The sequence below is a fragment of the Pelomonas margarita genome (assembly GCF_043555875.1).
GTDB lineage: Bacteria > Pseudomonadota > Gammaproteobacteria > Burkholderiales > Burkholderiaceae_C > Pelomonas > Pelomonas margarita.
In genome coordinates this window covers 52,875-68,225 of sequence record NZ_JBIGHW010000013.1, presented here as the reverse complement: position 1 = coordinate 68,225, position 15,351 = coordinate 52,875, and the positions used below count along the sequence as shown (strand labels likewise).

The window sequence follows — 15,351 nt, the reverse complement described above, 5'->3', positions numbered from 1 at the left end:
CTGCGCGGTCAGTCCTGCGGGGCGTAGCGCCGCTTGACGTTGGCCAGCGCGCGGCGGTAGGCCGGGTCGACGTCCTCCGCCTTGCCCGCCGTCAGTGCCAGGTCTTCCAGCAGACCGTTGTGCAGGCCGTAGACCCAGCCATGCACGACGACCTCCTGGCCGCGGCCCCAGGCGTCCTGCACGACAGTGGTGTGGCAGGCATTGCGCGCCTGCTCCAGCACATTGAGCTCGCACAGCGCGTCCACGCGCTGGGGCTCGGGCACCGTGTAGAGCCACTCGCTGTGCATGTGGCGCACGTCCTGCACATGGCGGATCCAGTTCTCCACCAGGCCCACGCGCAGGTCGTACAGCGCCGCCTTCACGCCACCGCAGTTGCTGTGGCCGACGACGATGATGTGCTTGACCTTCAGGTGATCCACCGCGAACTGCATGACCGACAGCGCGTTCAGGTCCGAGTGCACGACGACGTTGGCCACGTTGCGGTGCACGAACAGCTCGCCAGGCAGCAGGTCCACCAGCTCGTTAGCTGGCACCCGGCTATCTGCGCAGCCTATCCACAGGTACTGCGGCGTCTGCTGCTTGAGCAGCCGCGAGAAGAAGCCCGGCTCGCGGGTTTCGGTGTCGGCAGCCCAGCGCTTGTTGTTGTCGAGCAGGTCCTGGAGTTCGTGATTAGTCGGGGTCGTCATGCCCCGATTGTCGCGGCCCGGGGTTTCATAGGGTTTCGGCAAACAGCTCGCGGCCGATCAGCATGCGGCGGATCTCGCTCGTGCCCGCGCCGATCTCGTAGAGCTTGGCGTCGCGCCACAGCCGGCCCAGCGGGTATTCGTTGATGTAGCCGTTGCCGCCGAAGATCTGCACACCCTCGCCGGCCATCCAAGTGGCCTTCTCGGCCGTCCACAGGATGACGCTGGCGCAGTCCTTGCGCACCTGACGCACATGCTCGGCGCCCAGCAGGTCGAGGTTCTTGGCCACCGTGTACGCGAAGCTGCGCGCGGCCTGCAGCACGGTGTACATGTCGGCCACCTTGCCCTGGATGAGCTGGAACTCACCGATGCTCTGGCCGAACTGCTTGCGGTCGTGGATGTACGGGATCACGTTGTCCATCACGCTCTGCATGATGCCCAGCGGCCCGCCCGTCAGCACGGCGCGCTCGTAGTCCAGGCCCGACATCAGCACCTTGGCGCCGCCGTTCACCGCGCCCAGCACGTTCTCGGCAGGCACTTCGACGTTGTTGAACACCAGCTCGCCGGTGTGGCTGCCGCGCATGCCCAGCTTGTCGAGCTTCTGCGCGATGCTGAAGCCCTTCATGCCCTTCTCGATGAGGAAGGCCGTGACGCCGCGCGCGCCCAGCTCGGGCTCGGTCTTGGCATAGACCACCAGCGTGTCGGCGTCAGGGCCGTTGGTGATCCACATCTTGCTGCCGTTGAGCACGTAGACGCCGCCCTTGTCCTCGGCGCGAAGCTTCATGCTGAGCACGTCCGAACCCGCGCCCGGCTCGCTCATCGCCAGCGCGCCAACATGCTCGCCGCTGATGAGCTTGGGCAAATACTTGGCGCGCTGCGCGTCGTTGCCGTTGCGCTTGATCTGGTTCACGCACAGGTTGCTGTGCGCGCCGTAGGACAGGCCCACCGACGCGCTGGCGCGGCTGATCTCCTCCATGGCCACCATGTGGGCGAGGTAGCCCATGTTGGCGCCACCGTACTGCTCGGGCACGGTGATGCCGAGCACGCCCAGGTCGCCCATTTTGCGCCACAGGTCCATGGGGAACTGGTCGCTACGGTCGATCTCGGCGGCGCGCGGGGCGATCTCGGCGTCGGCAAACGCGCGCACCGCGTCACGCAGCGCATCGATGTCTTCGCCGAGTTGGAAGTTGAGGCCGGGCAGGTTCATGCGGGAGTCTCCTGGTGCCCGTTCAGCGCCCGGTTGTGCCAGGCCCGCCGGGCGATTTGATTGACGTAAACGTCAACTGTAGCAACTCGACCTCAGCGCGCCGCATCGGCCGGCTGCGGCAGCAGGCGGCGCACCAGCGGGTGGACGATCTTCTTGTCGGTGCCCACCGCGTAGAAGGCCTCCTCCACACCGGCGCAGTCGCCCACTCGCACCAGGCCGTCGCGCTCGATCAACTTGTCGCTCATCAGCGCCGCCGCCGGGAACACGCCCATGCCGGCTGCGCCGAAGGTGGCCAGCAGCGCGCTGTCCTCGAACTCGCCGGCCACCTTGGCGCGCACGCCGTGGCGCTCCAGCCAGTGGTCCAGCCGCACGCGCACGGCGGCGTGGTCGGTGGGCAGCAGCAGCGGCACGTCGGCCAGCGACGCCGGGAAGTTGGCGGCCGCCTGGGCCGCCCAGCGCGGCGCGGCGAACCACGCCATGGGCGAGCTGCCCAGAGCATGGCTGTACACGCGCAAGTTCGGGTTGTGCGGCGCCGGCCGGTCGGCCAGCACCACGTCCAGCCGGTGCAACGCCAGGTCGCCCAGCAGGTCGTCGAACTCGTCCTCGTGGCACAGCAGCCGCAGGTGCGGTGTGTCGATGATGGGCTGCAGCAGGCGCTGCACGACCAGCTTGGGCAGCCCGTCCGAGATGCCCACCGCCAGCCGTACGGCCGGCGCGGTGGACGCCTCGCGCACGCGGTCCGGCAGGGTCTCGCCGAGCGAGAACACCTGATCCGCCACCTCCAGCGCCGCCTGGCCGGCCTCGGTCAGCGTCAGGCCGCGGCCGGCCGGCTTCAGCAGCGCCGCACCCAGCGCCTGTTCCAGCTCGCGCACCTGCGTCGACACCGTCTGCACCGACAGCCCCAGCCGCTCGGCCGCACGCGTCAGCCCGCCCTCCTTGGCCACGGCCCAGAAGTAGTACAGGTGGCGGTAGCTGAAGCTCATGCTCATGGCGGCAACTCAACAAGTTAATCGGAAGAAAACTTTCGCGATTCTCTGCTTTTATTTGATGACTTGACTGGCTACGCTGCCCTCATTTTCAACCGGAGGTCTGCCATGCAAACCCGCCACACTGCCCTCGCCGTTCCCTACGGCACCGCGCTCGACCGCGGCACCGCTCACCGCGTGCTGCGCAACACCTATGCGCTGCTGTCCATGACGCTGCTGTTCAGCGCCGCCGTCGCGGGCGCTGCCGTGGCGTTCAGCCTGCCGGCGCCGGGGATCATCCTGACGCTGGTCGTCTACTTCGGCCTGCTGTTCGGCATCCACAAGCTGAAGAACAGCGGCGCCGCCGTGGGCCTGGTGTTCGCGCTGACCGGCTTCATGGGCTGGACGCTCGGCCCCTTGCTGACCCGCACGCTGGCACTGCCGTCGGGCGGCCAGGCGGTGATGCTGGCGCTGGGCGCCACCGGCGCCGTGTTCCTGGCGCTGTCGGCTTACGCGACGACCACCAAGCGCGACCTGTCGTGGATGGGCGGCTTCCTGTTCGCCGGCATGATCGTTGCGCTGCTGGCCGGCCTAGCGGCCGTGTTCTTCCAGATCCCGGCTCTGGCGCTGACGGTCTCGGCCGTCGTGGCCCTGCTGTCGGCCGGTCTCATCATGTACGAGACCCAGCAGATCGTGAACGGCGGCGAGACCAACTACGTGCTGGCCACGGTCAGCCTGTTCGTCTCCATCTTCAACCTGTTCACGAGCTTGCTCAGCCTGTTCGGCTACGGCAGCTCCAACGACTGATGCCGCGCGCACCGGGAGGCCTGACTTGAGCCCACGCGATCTCGCCTCCCGGCTGCGCGACACCGCCGGCCAGCTGCCGCCCGGGCCGGTGAGGCTGTCCACGCTGGCCGAAGCGCACGGCGGCGCCTGGCAGGCCAGCCTGCTGGTGCTGCTGGCGGCCCCCTGCCTGCTGCCCATCCCGGGCGTAGGCAGCGTGCTGAGCCTGGGCCTCGCGGTGCTGGGCCTGCTGCTGTGCTGCGCGCACCGCGCCGAACTGCCGCCGCGCCTGGGCCGCCTGAGCCTGCCGCGCGAGGGCGCATCCCGCAGCCTGACGCTGCTGGCCCGTTTCTACGAATTCATCCACCGCATCACCCGCCCGCGCATGACGCTGCTGGCCGGCCCCGGCGCCCGCTGGTGGCTGGGCCCGATGACGCTGACGATGGCGGCGCTGATCTTCCTGCCCATCCCCTTCGGCAACGTGCTGCCGGCCGTGTCGCTGATGCTGGCCGGCGTGGCGCTGGCGGCCAAGGACGGGATGCTGATGCTGGTGGCGCTGACGGTGAGTATCGGCGCGCTGGCGGCCTCGGGCGCGTTGATCGCGCTGGGCTGGCAGGCATGCGCGGCGTTACTGGGATTGCTCTGATGCCATTCATTGCATTTTGAGTATTCATCGCTCAAAATGCACGGATGATTGACCGCCGAGCCCATGCGCGACTCTCCGACCGCCTGACGCGCGCGCCCGCCGTGCTGCTGCTCGGCCCGCGCCAGGTGGGCAAGAGCACGCTGGCGCGGGCCGTGGCGGCCGCGCAGCCCGGCGCCATCGTGCTAGACCTGGAACGCGCCTCCGACCGCGCACAGCTCGCCGAGCCCGAGCTCTTCCTCGCCCGCCATCGCGAGCACCTCGTCGTGCTGGACGAAGTGCAGCTGGTGCCCGAGCTGTTCTCCGCGCTGCGGCCGGAGATCGACGCGCAACGTCGCCCCGGGCGCTTCCTGCTGCTGGGCTCGGCCTCGGGCGAACTCATGCGCCAACGCAGCGAAAGCCTGGCCGGCCGCATCAGCTACCTGGAACTGCCACCCGTGCTGGCGGCCGAGCAACCCACCGACCTGGCCTCGCTGCAGCAGCTGTGGCTGCGTGGCGGCTTCCCGCTCAGCCTGCTGGCGCCGGACGAAGGCGCCTCGTTCGAATGGCGACGCGACTTCATCGAGAGCTTTTTGCTGCGCGACCTGGCGCAGATGGGCGTGCAGATCGCCGCCGAGAGCCTGCACCGCTTCTGGCGCATGCAGGCGCATCTGCAGGGCCAGCAGTTCAACGCGTTGGCACTGGGGGCGTCTCTCGGCGGCCTGGCCCACACCACCACGGCGCGCTACCTGGACACGCTGGTGGACGCGCTGATGCTGCGCCGTCTGGAGCCGGTGCTGCCCAACCTGGGCAAGCGCCTCGTCAAGTCGCCCAAGGTCTATGTGCGCGACAGCGGCCTGGTGCATGCGCTGCTGGGCATTGCAGACCTGGACGCGCTGCAGGGCCACCCCATCGTCGGCGCGTCGTGGGAAGGCTTCGTCATCGAGCAAATCGCCGCCGCGCTGCCGCAGGGCGCGCAGCTCGGCTACTACCGCACGGCGGCCGGCACCGAGATGGACGTCGTCGTCAGTCACGGTCAGCGCACGCTGGGCTTCGAGATCAAGTTCTCGATGGCACCCACCGTCACCAAGGGCTTCTGGACCGCCATAGCCGACCTGAAGCTGGACGCCGCCTTCGTCGTCGCGCCCGTGGAACGCGCCTACCCTCTCAAGGCTGGCGTGGAGGTCATCGGCGTGCACGGCATCGCCGAGGCGCTGGCTACTCTTTGAGCCGCAGCACCAGGCTGCGCTCCACCACGCCCGTCACCCGAAAGCTGCCATCCGCCTGCGCACGCCAGTCCGCCAGTCCGATGGCCGTGACCAGCGCCGCCCGTGCCAGGCCACCCTGCAGGCCGATGACGACCCACTGGCTCGACGCCGGTTGAGGCCCGGGGTTGCCGAGCTTGGCCAGCGCAGGCGGCAGGCTCAGCTCGCCGCGGCACAGGCCGTCGGCGTCGCGCTGGAACTTCGCGCGGCCCTCTTCCAGCGGCGCGCCGTCCAGCTCGCCCGTGAAACGCGTGGCTTTCACCGGGCAGGGCTGCTCCGCAAGACCCGGCACCGGCGCGCGAAAGGGCGCGCTGAGCAGATCCGCACTGCGCTCGATGGACGAGGTCCACATCGCGTTGGACAGCAGGCTGACGCTCGTCGCCGCCCGCGGCCACAGCATCAGCACGCTGCGTGCACCGAGCGTGCTGCCGGCGTGGTGAACGGTGGGTTGGCCTTGCGCGTCCTCGCTCAAACGCCAGCCGAAGGCCAGGCGGAAGTCGCGCTCGGTCACAGGCTGGCCGGCGCTGTTCTGCGCGGGCTGCCACATCCAGTCCCGCGTGGCGGCGTTCAACACCTGGCCCTGCAGCACGCGGCTGCCCCATTCTGCGAGCGCCGGTGCGCTCGCGGCCAGGCCGGCACCGCCCCAGCTGTAGCTGAAGTCGTGCGGCGGCGCCGGATGCAGGCCGTCGAAGGCATGGGCGTAGGCGCCGCTCATCGTGGGCGACTTGCCTGTCTCGTCCGGCCCGATGTCCAGCCCTGGTGCGACCTTCGTTCGCAGCAGGTCGAGATAGGGCTGGCCCGCTGCGGCTTCCACCGTGGCAGCGAGCAGCGTGTAGCCCCAGGTCGAGTACAGGTAGATGCTGCCCGGCGCGGACTTCAGCGTGCGGCCCTTAACATGAACCAGCGCGTCGCTCGCCTTCGCGTGGTGCGTGCTGCCGCGCATCGCGTCCCGGCCTTCGTAGTGCGGCATGCCGCTCAGATGGACCGCCAGCTGGCGCGGCGTCAGCACCGCCAAGACCGGCTCCAGCTCGGGCAGCAGCGGGCCGACGGGCTTGTCCACATCGAGCCTGCCCTGCGCCTTCAGCTGCGCTGCAGCCGTGGCGGCGAAGAGCTTGGACACGCTGGCCAGCCGAAATCGCGTGTCCGGCTGCACGGGCAGCTTCTGCTCCACGTCGCGCAGCCCGCTCACGCCTTGCCAGCGCGGCTTGCCGCCCTGCCACACGGCGGCCGCCAGGCCCGGCGCACCGCCCAGTTCGCGCAGCGCGTCGAGCATGGCTTGGGCCTGGCGTTCGGGATTGGCGTGGGCCTGCAGGGCCAGGCCGAGGAGCGTGAGGGCAAGGGGTTTGAGCATGAGCGGCATTCTGTGGACTCGGCAGCGCAAGTAGCGAAAGTCAGGCGCGGCTTAGCCGGTGCCTCGGCACCCTTCTCGAAGCCCCCCCGCCACTAGACTCCGCCACCAAAAGGGAGGATTCGATGCGGCATGGCAAGCGCATGCTTTGGATGACGCTGGCCGCAGGCGCCATCGCCGGGGGTTTCATCTTTTTCGACTTGCGCTGGGCAGAGCCGCTGGTGATCAATGCCGGCCTCTGCGCCCTCGTGAAACCCGGCGACACCGCCGTGACGGACGTACCACGCAAGTTCAAGTTCCGCGCTTCCGATGTCGGGGATGCCCAGGTGGTGACGGCGTTGTTTTCCGCGCTCTCCGGCAAGTCCCGAAACCGCGACGTGGACGGCGAATGGGTAATTGGTGGCCAGATCGACATGAGCGCCGCCAACGCGCTGCGGCAACGGCTTGCGCAGGCATCCGCGCCCACGCGCTTGCGCATCAGCAGTGGCGGCGGCGACGAGCGCGCCGCCATCGACATGGCCGATCAGATCGCCAGCCATGGCCTGCCCGTCATCGTCGATGCCTTCTGCGGCTCATCCTGCGCCAACTACCTGCTGCCGGCCTCACCCCGGGTGCAGGTGGAGGGCATCGTGCTGATGCATGGGTCCTCGGCCTCCTGCGCCACCCAGTTGGGCGTTTGGGAAGGGGTGAGGCAGATGGGCTGGCGCGGCTTCTGGACGCTGCACTTCGCAGCACAGCGCCACGATGCGTTCGAGCAGCGCCACCCGCATTTCAAGGCGCTAGTGGCGCGCAGTGCGCCGCCCGATCGGGGCGACCCCAGTGGTACGCCGCATGTATGGCGCTACGTCTCGCCAGCCGAGCTGGTGGCCGCGCATCCGGCGCTGACGGTGGGCGCGCGAGAAGCCCAGTCGCTGGCCGCCTACCGCGCGCTGCAGCGGCAGGCGCCGGGGCTGCTGAGCGACATCTACCTTCCCTGAGTTCCGCTCCCCGGCGGCTCCTCAACGCGTCGCCGGCATACCGCCCTGGATGAGCTGCATCTGCGCCTTCACCCGCTGCAGCATGGGCGACGCGCCGGTCACGCTGGCGTCGAAGGGGTGCAGGCGCTGGCCGCCCAGCGCGGCCATGATCTTGCGCACGTACTGGCGCGTCTCGGCATAGGGCGGCACGCCGAGGTACCGGTCCACGGCGCCCTCGCCCGCGTTGTAGGCGGCCAGCGCCAACATCACGTCGCCCTCGAAGTAGGCCAGCAGCCAGCGCAGGTAGGCCATGCCGCCGCGGATGTTCTGCGACGGATCGGTGATGCGCGTGACGCGAAAGCGTGCCGCAGTGTCAGGGATGAGCTGCATCAGGCCCATGGCCTTCTTCGGCGACTCGGCCAGCGGATCGAAGCCGGACTCCTGCGCCATGACCGCCAGCACCAGCGCGGGCGAGAGCTGGAACTCGGGCGCGATCAGCTTCACGTAGTTGACGATGGCGGCCGGTGCCTGCGGTGGCAGCGGCAGCGAGGCCCACAGCGACACAGCCGGCTTGGCACCGCGCGCCGCCGGCGCGGGCACGGGCGGCGGGCCGACGGGCGCGGGGTCGGTCTCGGGCGGGCGCAGGCAGGGCGGCGGGTCGCCCAGCGGCGTGCCGCCCATGCGGTCCAGGATGTTCTGCGCCTGCGCCATGCCCTGCTCGGCAGCGGCCGCGAACATGTGGGCCGCCTCGGCGTCGTTGCGCTGGATGCCGCGCGAGTTCGTCAGCATCCAGCCCAGGCTGTACTGGGCCTCGGCATCGCCGTAGCGCGCTGCGCGGCAGTACAGCCTGGCGGCGGCCACCTCGTTGCGCGGCACGCCGTCGCCGTACTCCAGCGCCTTGGCCTCCTGGCGCCAGCGCTCCACCTGCGCCGGCACGACCGGCCCGCGCTCGCCGGGCGGCATCGTCGGGCGGGGCAGTTGCTCCAGTGTGAGGCCCGGCAACTGGGCCAGGGCGAGCGCGGGAGCAAGGGTCAGGGCGGACAACAAGCGCTTCATCAGGGGCGCGAGTCTAGAGCCCTACAACCGCTCCCCCGTCTCCGCATCGAACACCAGCAAGGCAGCCTCCGGCAAACGCAGCGTCACGGCATCGCCCGCCTGCAGCGGGGGCCACCCGGCGCAGCGCCAGTGCAGTCGGTGGTCGCCGAGCTGCAGTTGCACCAGGCTGTCCACGCCCGTGGGCTCGATCAACAGCACAGGTGCGCACAGCGACAGCCCCGGCGCATCGCCACCGGCGGACAACGCCTCCGCCCGCCACCCCAGCAGCAAAGGTCGGCCCAGCAGCCGCTCGCGCCGCGCCAGCGCCTGCGGTCGCCAGCTCACCGCGCCCGCCCCCTGCAGCGTCAGCGTGAACTCACCCTCGGGCTCCAGCCGCGCCGGCAGCAAGGTCATGGCCGGGCTGGCCAGGAACTGCGCAACGAACAGGTTCGCCGGCTGCTGGTAGACCTGCTGCGGCGTACCCAGCTGCTGCAGCCGGCCGGCCTTCAGCACGGCGATGCGCTGGCCCAGCGTCATGGCCTCGGTCTGGTCATGCGTCACGTAAACGGCGCTGCGGCCCACGCGCTGGTGCAGCAGCTTGATCTCGCTGCGCATCTCGGCGCGCAGCTGCGCGTCGAGGTTGGACAGCGGCTCGTCGAACAGGAACAGTCGCGGCTGGCGCGCCAGCGCCCGGCCCATGGCCACGCGCTGGCGCTGGCCGCCCGAGAGCTGCGCGGGCCGCCGGTCCAGCAGCGCCTGCAGCTGCAGCATGCGCGCCACCTCCTGCACGCGGGCCTCGCGTTTCGCGCGCGGCCAGCCCTGCATCTCCAGGCCGAAGCCGATGTTCTCGGCCACGGTCATGTGCGGGTACAACGCGTAGTTCTGGAACACCATGGCGATGTCGCGCTCGCGCGGGCTCAAGGCCTCGATGCGCCGGCCGTCCAGCCAGATCTCGCCGCTGCAGTGCGGCTGCAGTCCGGCGATGGCATTCAGCAGCGACGACTTGCCGCAGCCCGACGGCCCCACGAGGATGAGCATCTCGCCCGCGTCCAGCTGCAGCGTGATGTCGTCCAGGATGGTCTGCGCGCCCACCCGGCGCGTGAGGCCGGTGATGCGCAGGCCCGTGTCTTCTTCGCTCATCTTCAACCCTTGACTGCGCCGGCCACGAGGCCGCGCGTGAAATGCCGCCCGGCCAGCAGATAGACGACCAAGGTAGGCGCCGCTGCCAGCAGCGCCGCGGCCATCTCCAGCGGGTAGGCGCGGGCGCCGGTCTCGGTCTGCGCGCTCAGCTGCGCCAGCGCCGCCGTGATGGGCCGCGCGTCCTCGGGCCCAAATACGAGGCCGAACAGGTACTCGTTCCAGATCGTCGTGAACTGCAGGATCAGCACGACGACGAAGATGGGCCGCGACAGCGGCAGCACGACGCGCCACAGCAGCCGCCAGAAGCCGGCGCCGTCCAACCGCGCAGCCTGCAGCAGCTCGTCCGGGAACGCCAGGAAGTGGTTGCGGAAGAACAGCGCCAGCGGCAGGCTGTAGATCACGTGGATGGCAATCAGCAGCCCCAGCGAACGGTCCAGGCCGAGGCGCGCCATCGTGATGGCCAACGGCAGCAGGTAGACCTTGATGGGCAGGAAGAAGGCCAGCACCAGCAGCAGCCCCACCCAGCGTTCGCCGCGGAAGCGGACCTTGCACAGCACGAAGCCGTTCAGTGCTGCCAGCAGCGCCGACAGCAACACCGCCGGCACGGCCAACATCAGGCTGATGCCGAAGCTACCCGATAGCTTCTGCCACGCCAGCTGCCAGGCGGCCAGGCTGGGTTCGCGCGGCAGCGACAGAAAGCCCTGCTGCGCCTCGGCCACGCCCTTGAAGCTGTTCATCAGCATCAGCAGCAAGGGCAACGCGATGACCGCAGCGGCCAGCCCGGCCAGCAGGTATAGGCCAACCCTTCTCACCGTGATCGCCCCACGGAGTTGCTCGGGCCGAGCGCTGGGCCGCTCCCAAGCCGGCCCGTCTGGCGATGTGCTGGCGGCTCGATGCCGCCAGCATCGCCGTCCCCCCGGGGGACCGGCTGGGCACGCCCGCGTCCAGCGCGGCGGGACCGGACGAGGGGCGTGCGCGCCAGCGAGTAAGGCAGCGCGATGCTCAGCACCATCATCACCAGCACCATCGCGCTGGCCGCACCCAGACCGAGGCGGCTGCGCTCGAAGGCCATCTGGAACATGTAGAACGCCGGCAGCTCGCTGGACTGGCCGGGGCCGCCCTCAGTCAGCACGACGACGAGGTCGAAGGTCTTGATGGCCGCCGGCAGCAGCACCAGCAGCGCCGACGCGAGGCTGGGCCCCAGCTGCGGCAGGATGACGCGCCTGAGCAGCCGCCAGCCGGTTGCGCCGTCCAGCCGCGCGGCCTGCAGCATGGCCTCGTCGATGCCGCGCAGCCCGGCCAGGAAGAGCGCCATGACGAAGCCGGTGATCTGCCACACGGCGGCCACCACCAGCGCGTAGACGGCCATGTCCTCCTGCGCCAGCCAGTCCCAGCGGAAGTTCGCCCAGCCCCAGCCGCGCACGGCCTCGGCGAGGCCCTGCTCCGGGTCCATCAGCCAGCGCCACGCGCTGCCGGTCACGACCATGGACAGTGCCATCGGGTGCAGCCACACCCAGCGCAGCACGCCCTCGCCGCGCAGCTTCTGGTCCAGCAGCAACGCCAGCGCCAGGCCCAGCAGCAGCGGCAGCACGACAAAGCCGGCGCCGAAGCGCAGCAGGTTCCACAGCGCGGCCTGCCAGCGCGGGTCCAGCAGCAGGCGCTCGTACTGCTTCAGGCCGACGAACTCGGTGCTGGGCAGCAGGTTGGAGCGCGTCAACGACAGCCAGCCCGTCCACAGCAGGAAGCCGTAGAAGAACACGGCGCCGACGAGCAGCAGCGGGATCAGGCACGCGAGTGCGGTGCGGCGTTCGTTCATGTCGTAGGGCGGGTCGCGACCCGCCGTTGGGTGGCGACGACCGCTTGCCCGATGCCGGCTTGCGCGCCGAACCAGCGGGTCGCGACCCGCCCTACGAACGGCCTTGTGTTCACCATGCGCATCAATCGACCTGCCTCAACGCCTGGGCTAGGCGCGCCTGCGCCTGCGGGGCCGTCATACGCTCGCTGGCCCAGTAGGCCGACAGCACATCGCGCAGGCCGCCATAGGCGCTCTCGCCCAGGCGGGCGCTCAGGCTCAGAACGAGGTCGCCGCGAGCCTCGCCAGCGCGAAAGTCCGCCGCCGAGCGCTGCGCGCAGGCGTTGAAGCCCGACAGGTCGGCATCGCGCCGCACCGGAATGCCGCCTTTCAGACGCGCCAGCTTCGCCGACGTATCAGGCTGCAGCAGCAGGCCGGCCAGCTTCTGCTGCGCGCCCAGGCGGGCCGGCTGGGCGAAGAACACCAGCCGGTCGAACTCGAAGTAGTGCAGGCCGGCGTTGCCGGGCGCGGCCGTGCAGTCGTAGTCGACGCCCGGCTGCCAGCCGGCCTTCTGGAACTCGCCATTGGCCCAGTCACCGGTGAACTGGAACACCGCCTTGCCCTGCAGCAACAGCGCCGTCGCGCCCGCCCAGTCGCGGCTGACCTGGCCGGCATCGGTGTAAGCCTTCAGCGAGCGGAACTCCTGCAGCAGCGCCGCCATGCGGGCGCCGGCCAGCAGCGCCGGATCGGCCTGCACCAGCGCGCGCTCGAAGAAATCGCGCCCCGCGCGGCCCAGCACCACGGCCACAAACAGGCTGAGCTTCTGCCCCGCTGAGCTGCCGATGGCGAGCGGCAGCAGGCCCTGGGCGCGCAACCGCGCGGCCGTGCGGTGGAAGGCGTCCCAGTCTTGCGGCACGGCCAGGCCGTGCGCGCGCAGCAGGCGCTGGTTGCTCCACAGCGTGTTGAGGCGGTGCACGTTCAGCGGCACGGCGGCGGGCTTGTGGGCGGCATCGCGCAGCTCGCTGGCGACCGCATGCGGCAACGTGGCAAACAAGGCGCTCACGTCCTGCCCCAGGTCGGCCAGCGGCACAGCCTCGGCCCAGATGCGTAGCGGCTTGTCGGTCTGCGCCAGCGTCGGCGGGTGGCCCGACAAGAAGCGTGCCTTCAGCAGCGTGTTGGCGTTGGACGCGCCGGCCACGGCCGTCGTTTTGAGATCCACGCCGCCGCGCCTGGCGGCTGCCGCCAGCTCGCTGACCATGGCGGCCTCACTGCCCGAGGTCCAGGCATGCAGCAGCTCCAGGTCGGCGGCGGGCGCGCTGCCGGCCAGCAGCAGCATGGCGAGGGCGAGCGGCTTCATGCGAGGGCGTCCAGCCGGCGCTGCAGCGGCTGCACCAGCGCGGGCAGCATCTCGTCCACCAGCGCAGCCCCGCGGTGCAGCCGGCGCTGGGCATCGCCGGGCTTGCGGCCCGCCCACAGCGCCAGGCCCAGCGCGCTCAAGTCGTCCAGCGCGTCCAGCAGCGGCAGCGCGGGTGCAAGCCGGGGCATGGCGGCCAGCAGTACACGCCATGCAGGCAGTTGCTCGCGGGCGTGAGCCAGCGCGGCCTGCCAGGCGGCTGCATCGTCCTGCAGCGCGGCCATCAGCGGGCTCTCGGCCGGCAGCGCATCGGCCAGGCGGTCCAGCGGCTCGTGCTGGTGATAAGCCAGCGCGCGTTTCTTGGCGTGCTGGCGCGCATAGCCGGAACCAGGCTCCAGCCAGGCGGCCAGCGCGCGCAGGCGCTCGCGGTCAGCCGTGTCGGGGCACAGCGCGGCGAACAGCGGCGCGGCCGGGTCGGCCGGCAGGCGGCCGGTGGCCACCAGCCAGCGCTGCGTGGCGGCCAGGCGCAGGGCCAGGTCGTGCCCGGCGTCGGCGGGGTCCCTCCACAGCCGCTCGGCCACGGCCAGCGCGCGCGGCCACAGGCGCAGCGGCAGTTGGGGCGCCTCGACCAGCTCGCCCCACAGCGCCACCTCGCCGCCCAGCAAGGGCACGGCCGGGCCACCGCCGTCGGCCGGCCAGCCCGCAGGCCCAGCCGGCAGCGGCTGCCAGTCGCAGGGCTGGCGCAGCGCATTGACCCGCAGCCAGCCGCGGCCGGAGGCGGCAGGTCCCCACAACTCCAGCTCGCCGAGGTCGCTGTCCACCTGCAGGCGCCAGCGCGTCGGGCCGACGCCGGGCCCGGGCACGACGCGCGGCGCCAGCCATTCATCCAGGGTGCCGGTGCTGCGCAGATGCAGGCGCGCGTCATCGCCCTGCAGCCACAGCCGCCCCTCGACCTGCCAGGCGCCCACGGTGGCGCGCAGCGACCAGGCCGGCGCGTCGTCAGCCGGCGCGGGCGGGCGCGGCGGCGGCTGCAGCGGCCGCCGCCAGTGGTAGGCAGCGGGGTGGATCTGGTCCAGGTAGAAGCCAGCACTGCGCAGCCGGCCGCCCAGCCCGGGCGGCGCCAGGCGCAGGGCCTCGTCGCCGCGCCAGCACTGCAGCACGCTGCCGGCCGGCAGCGCGGTGGACTGGCCCATCTCGTCCCAGGCCAGCAGCCGCTTGCCGTGGCGACGCAGCACACCGGCCACACGCGCCAGGTAGGCAGCCTGCAGCGCGGCCAGGCTGGTTCCGCGCTGCTCGGCCAAGCGCGTCCAGGCGGCCGGCGCCAGCTCGTCGCCGCCGAGGTGGACGAAGGGGTCGGGGAAGACCTCGGCCCACTCGCCCAGCAGGCTGTCGAGGAAGGCGTAGAGCGCGTCGCTCTCCGGGTTGACGGCAGTGCCGAACACGCCGAAGCCGGGCTGCGGCGCGGTGGGCGCCGGGGCGCACAGCAGCTCGGGGTGCGCCAGGCCCAGCGCCCAGCAGTGACCGGGCAGGTCCAGCTCGGGCACGACGCGGATGCCGCGCGCGCCGGCCTCGCCCACCAGGCGGCGGGCCTGGTCCAGCGTGTAGCAGAAGCCGCCGCTGGCGTGTGTTTGCAGGCGAGGGTGGCGGGCCGAGGCCAGGCGCCAGCCCTGGTCGTCGGTGAGGTGCCAGTGCAACACATTGAGGCGCGCGGCGGCCATGCCGTCGAGCAGGCCCAGCAGCGCGTCGAAGGGCAGCGGCCTGCGCGCCACGTCCACCAGCAGGCCGCGCCAGGGGTGGCGCGGTGCGTCGTCGATCTGCAGCGCCGGCAGCGCGGCCAGGCCGGCCTCGCGCGCCTGCCACCACAGCTGCGACAGCGCATGCAGCGCATGCCCGACGCCGGCCGGCGTGGCGGCCTGCACGCGCACGGCCTCGGCCGTCAGCCGCAGGCGGAAGGACTCGTCGTCACCCAGCTGCGGCCGCGCGGGCGGCAGCGACGGCAGTTGCAGGCGCGCGGCGGCCGGGGCGTCGCCCGCCAACGGCAGCAGGGCCTGCCAGACCGGCGGCACATCGCGCAGGCCAACCACGTGCGGCCCCGCACCGGGCAGGCGCTGCAGGGCCCGGGGCCGGGGCAGCAAGGTGGCAGCAAGACGCGACAGAACGGGCATGCGCCCATCTTGTGCCGGCTCGGCTAGGCCTCACCT

Annotated in this window: 14 protein-coding genes; 4 read left to right on the top strand and 10 right to left on the bottom strand. The window is 71.2% G+C overall.

The features are described from left to right. Window positions 1-8: 8 nt before the first annotated feature. The 3 genes from can to ACG0Z3_RS19405 form a co-directional block, all read right to left on the bottom strand. Entirely contained in the window at window positions 9-686 is a 678-nt protein-coding gene (gene can / locus ACG0Z3_RS19415; RefSeq protein ID WP_394400563.1) for a carbonate dehydratase, read from the bottom strand. Between the two features lie 25 nt (window positions 687-711). Next, window positions 712-1,890, bottom strand: a complete 1,179-nt coding sequence (locus tag ACG0Z3_RS19410; RefSeq protein WP_394400560.1) for an isovaleryl-CoA dehydrogenase — start codon at window positions 1,888-1,890, stop codon at window positions 712-714. Window positions 1,891-1,982: 92 nt separating this feature from the next. Beyond that, complete coding sequence (locus tag ACG0Z3_RS19405) at window positions 1,983-2,879, bottom strand: LysR family transcriptional regulator (protein WP_394400558.1); 897 nt, start codon at window positions 2,877-2,879, stop codon at window positions 1,983-1,985. A gap of 105 nt (window positions 2,880-2,984) precedes the next feature. Here ACG0Z3_RS19405 and ACG0Z3_RS19400 point away from each other — a divergent pair, with 105 nt between their 5' ends. Genes ACG0Z3_RS19400 through ACG0Z3_RS19390 form a run of 3 tightly spaced genes read left to right on the top strand, consistent with a single transcriptional unit; the run spans window position 2,985 to window position 5,489 of the window. Beyond that, window positions 2,985-3,662, top strand: coding sequence for a Bax inhibitor-1/YccA family protein (locus tag ACG0Z3_RS19400; protein WP_394400555.1), 678 nt, complete (start codon window positions 2,985-2,987; stop codon window positions 3,660-3,662). A 25-nt stretch (window positions 3,663-3,687) separates the two neighbouring features. Then, window positions 3,688-4,284 (top strand): exopolysaccharide biosynthesis protein, encoded by a 597-nt coding sequence (locus ACG0Z3_RS19395; RefSeq protein ID WP_394400553.1) that lies wholly within the window; start codon window positions 3,688-3,690, stop codon window positions 4,282-4,284. A 44-nt stretch (window positions 4,285-4,328) separates the two neighbouring features. Continuing rightward, window positions 4,329-5,489, top strand: coding sequence for an ATP-binding protein (locus tag ACG0Z3_RS19390; RefSeq protein ID WP_394400551.1), 1,161 nt, complete (start codon window positions 4,329-4,331; stop codon window positions 5,487-5,489). Here ACG0Z3_RS19390 and ACG0Z3_RS19385 read toward each other — a convergent pair. Continuing rightward, a complete protein-coding gene (locus ACG0Z3_RS19385; protein ID WP_394400548.1) occupies window positions 5,479-6,876 on the bottom strand; it encodes a serine hydrolase domain-containing protein in 1,398 nt (465 codons plus the stop codon). The genes ACG0Z3_RS19390 and ACG0Z3_RS19385 overlap by 11 nt on opposite strands. A gap of 122 nt (window positions 6,877-6,998) precedes the next feature. Between ACG0Z3_RS19385 and ACG0Z3_RS19380 the strand changes: the two genes are divergently transcribed. Next, complete coding sequence (locus ACG0Z3_RS19380; RefSeq protein WP_394400546.1) at window positions 6,999-7,850, top strand: hypothetical protein; 852 nt, start codon at window positions 6,999-7,001, stop codon at window positions 7,848-7,850. A gap of 21 nt (window positions 7,851-7,871) precedes the next feature. On the opposite strand, the gene ACG0Z3_RS19375 is transcribed toward ACG0Z3_RS19380, so the two are convergent. From ACG0Z3_RS19375 to ACG0Z3_RS19350, 6 genes are all read right to left on the bottom strand, one after another. Beyond that, on the bottom strand, window positions 7,872-8,885 hold the full coding sequence (locus ACG0Z3_RS19375) for a transglycosylase SLT domain-containing protein (protein ID WP_394400543.1): 1,014 nt from the start codon (window positions 8,883-8,885) through the stop codon (window positions 7,872-7,874). A gap of 21 nt (window positions 8,886-8,906) precedes the next feature. Beyond that, a complete protein-coding gene (locus tag ACG0Z3_RS19370; RefSeq protein WP_394400540.1) occupies window positions 8,907-10,004 on the bottom strand; it encodes an ABC transporter ATP-binding protein in 1,098 nt (365 codons plus the stop codon). Between the two features lie 2 nt (window positions 10,005-10,006). Then, window positions 10,007-10,816, bottom strand: a complete 810-nt coding sequence (locus ACG0Z3_RS19365) for a carbohydrate ABC transporter permease (RefSeq protein WP_394400537.1) — start codon at window positions 10,814-10,816, stop codon at window positions 10,007-10,009. Continuing rightward, complete coding sequence (locus tag ACG0Z3_RS19360) at window positions 10,813-11,820, bottom strand: carbohydrate ABC transporter permease (RefSeq protein WP_394400535.1); 1,008 nt, start codon at window positions 11,818-11,820, stop codon at window positions 10,813-10,815. Before ACG0Z3_RS19360 ends, ACG0Z3_RS19365 begins: the two co-directional genes overlap by 4 nt. A 121-nt stretch (window positions 11,821-11,941) precedes the next feature. Next, window positions 11,942-13,153, bottom strand: coding sequence for an ABC transporter substrate-binding protein (locus tag ACG0Z3_RS19355; RefSeq protein WP_394400532.1), 1,212 nt, complete (start codon window positions 13,151-13,153; stop codon window positions 11,942-11,944). Further along, window positions 13,150-15,315, bottom strand: a complete 2,166-nt coding sequence (locus ACG0Z3_RS19350; protein WP_394400530.1) for a family 20 glycosylhydrolase — start codon at window positions 15,313-15,315, stop codon at window positions 13,150-13,152. Before ACG0Z3_RS19350 ends, ACG0Z3_RS19355 begins: the two co-directional genes overlap by 4 nt. Window positions 15,316-15,351: the final 36 nt, after the last annotated feature.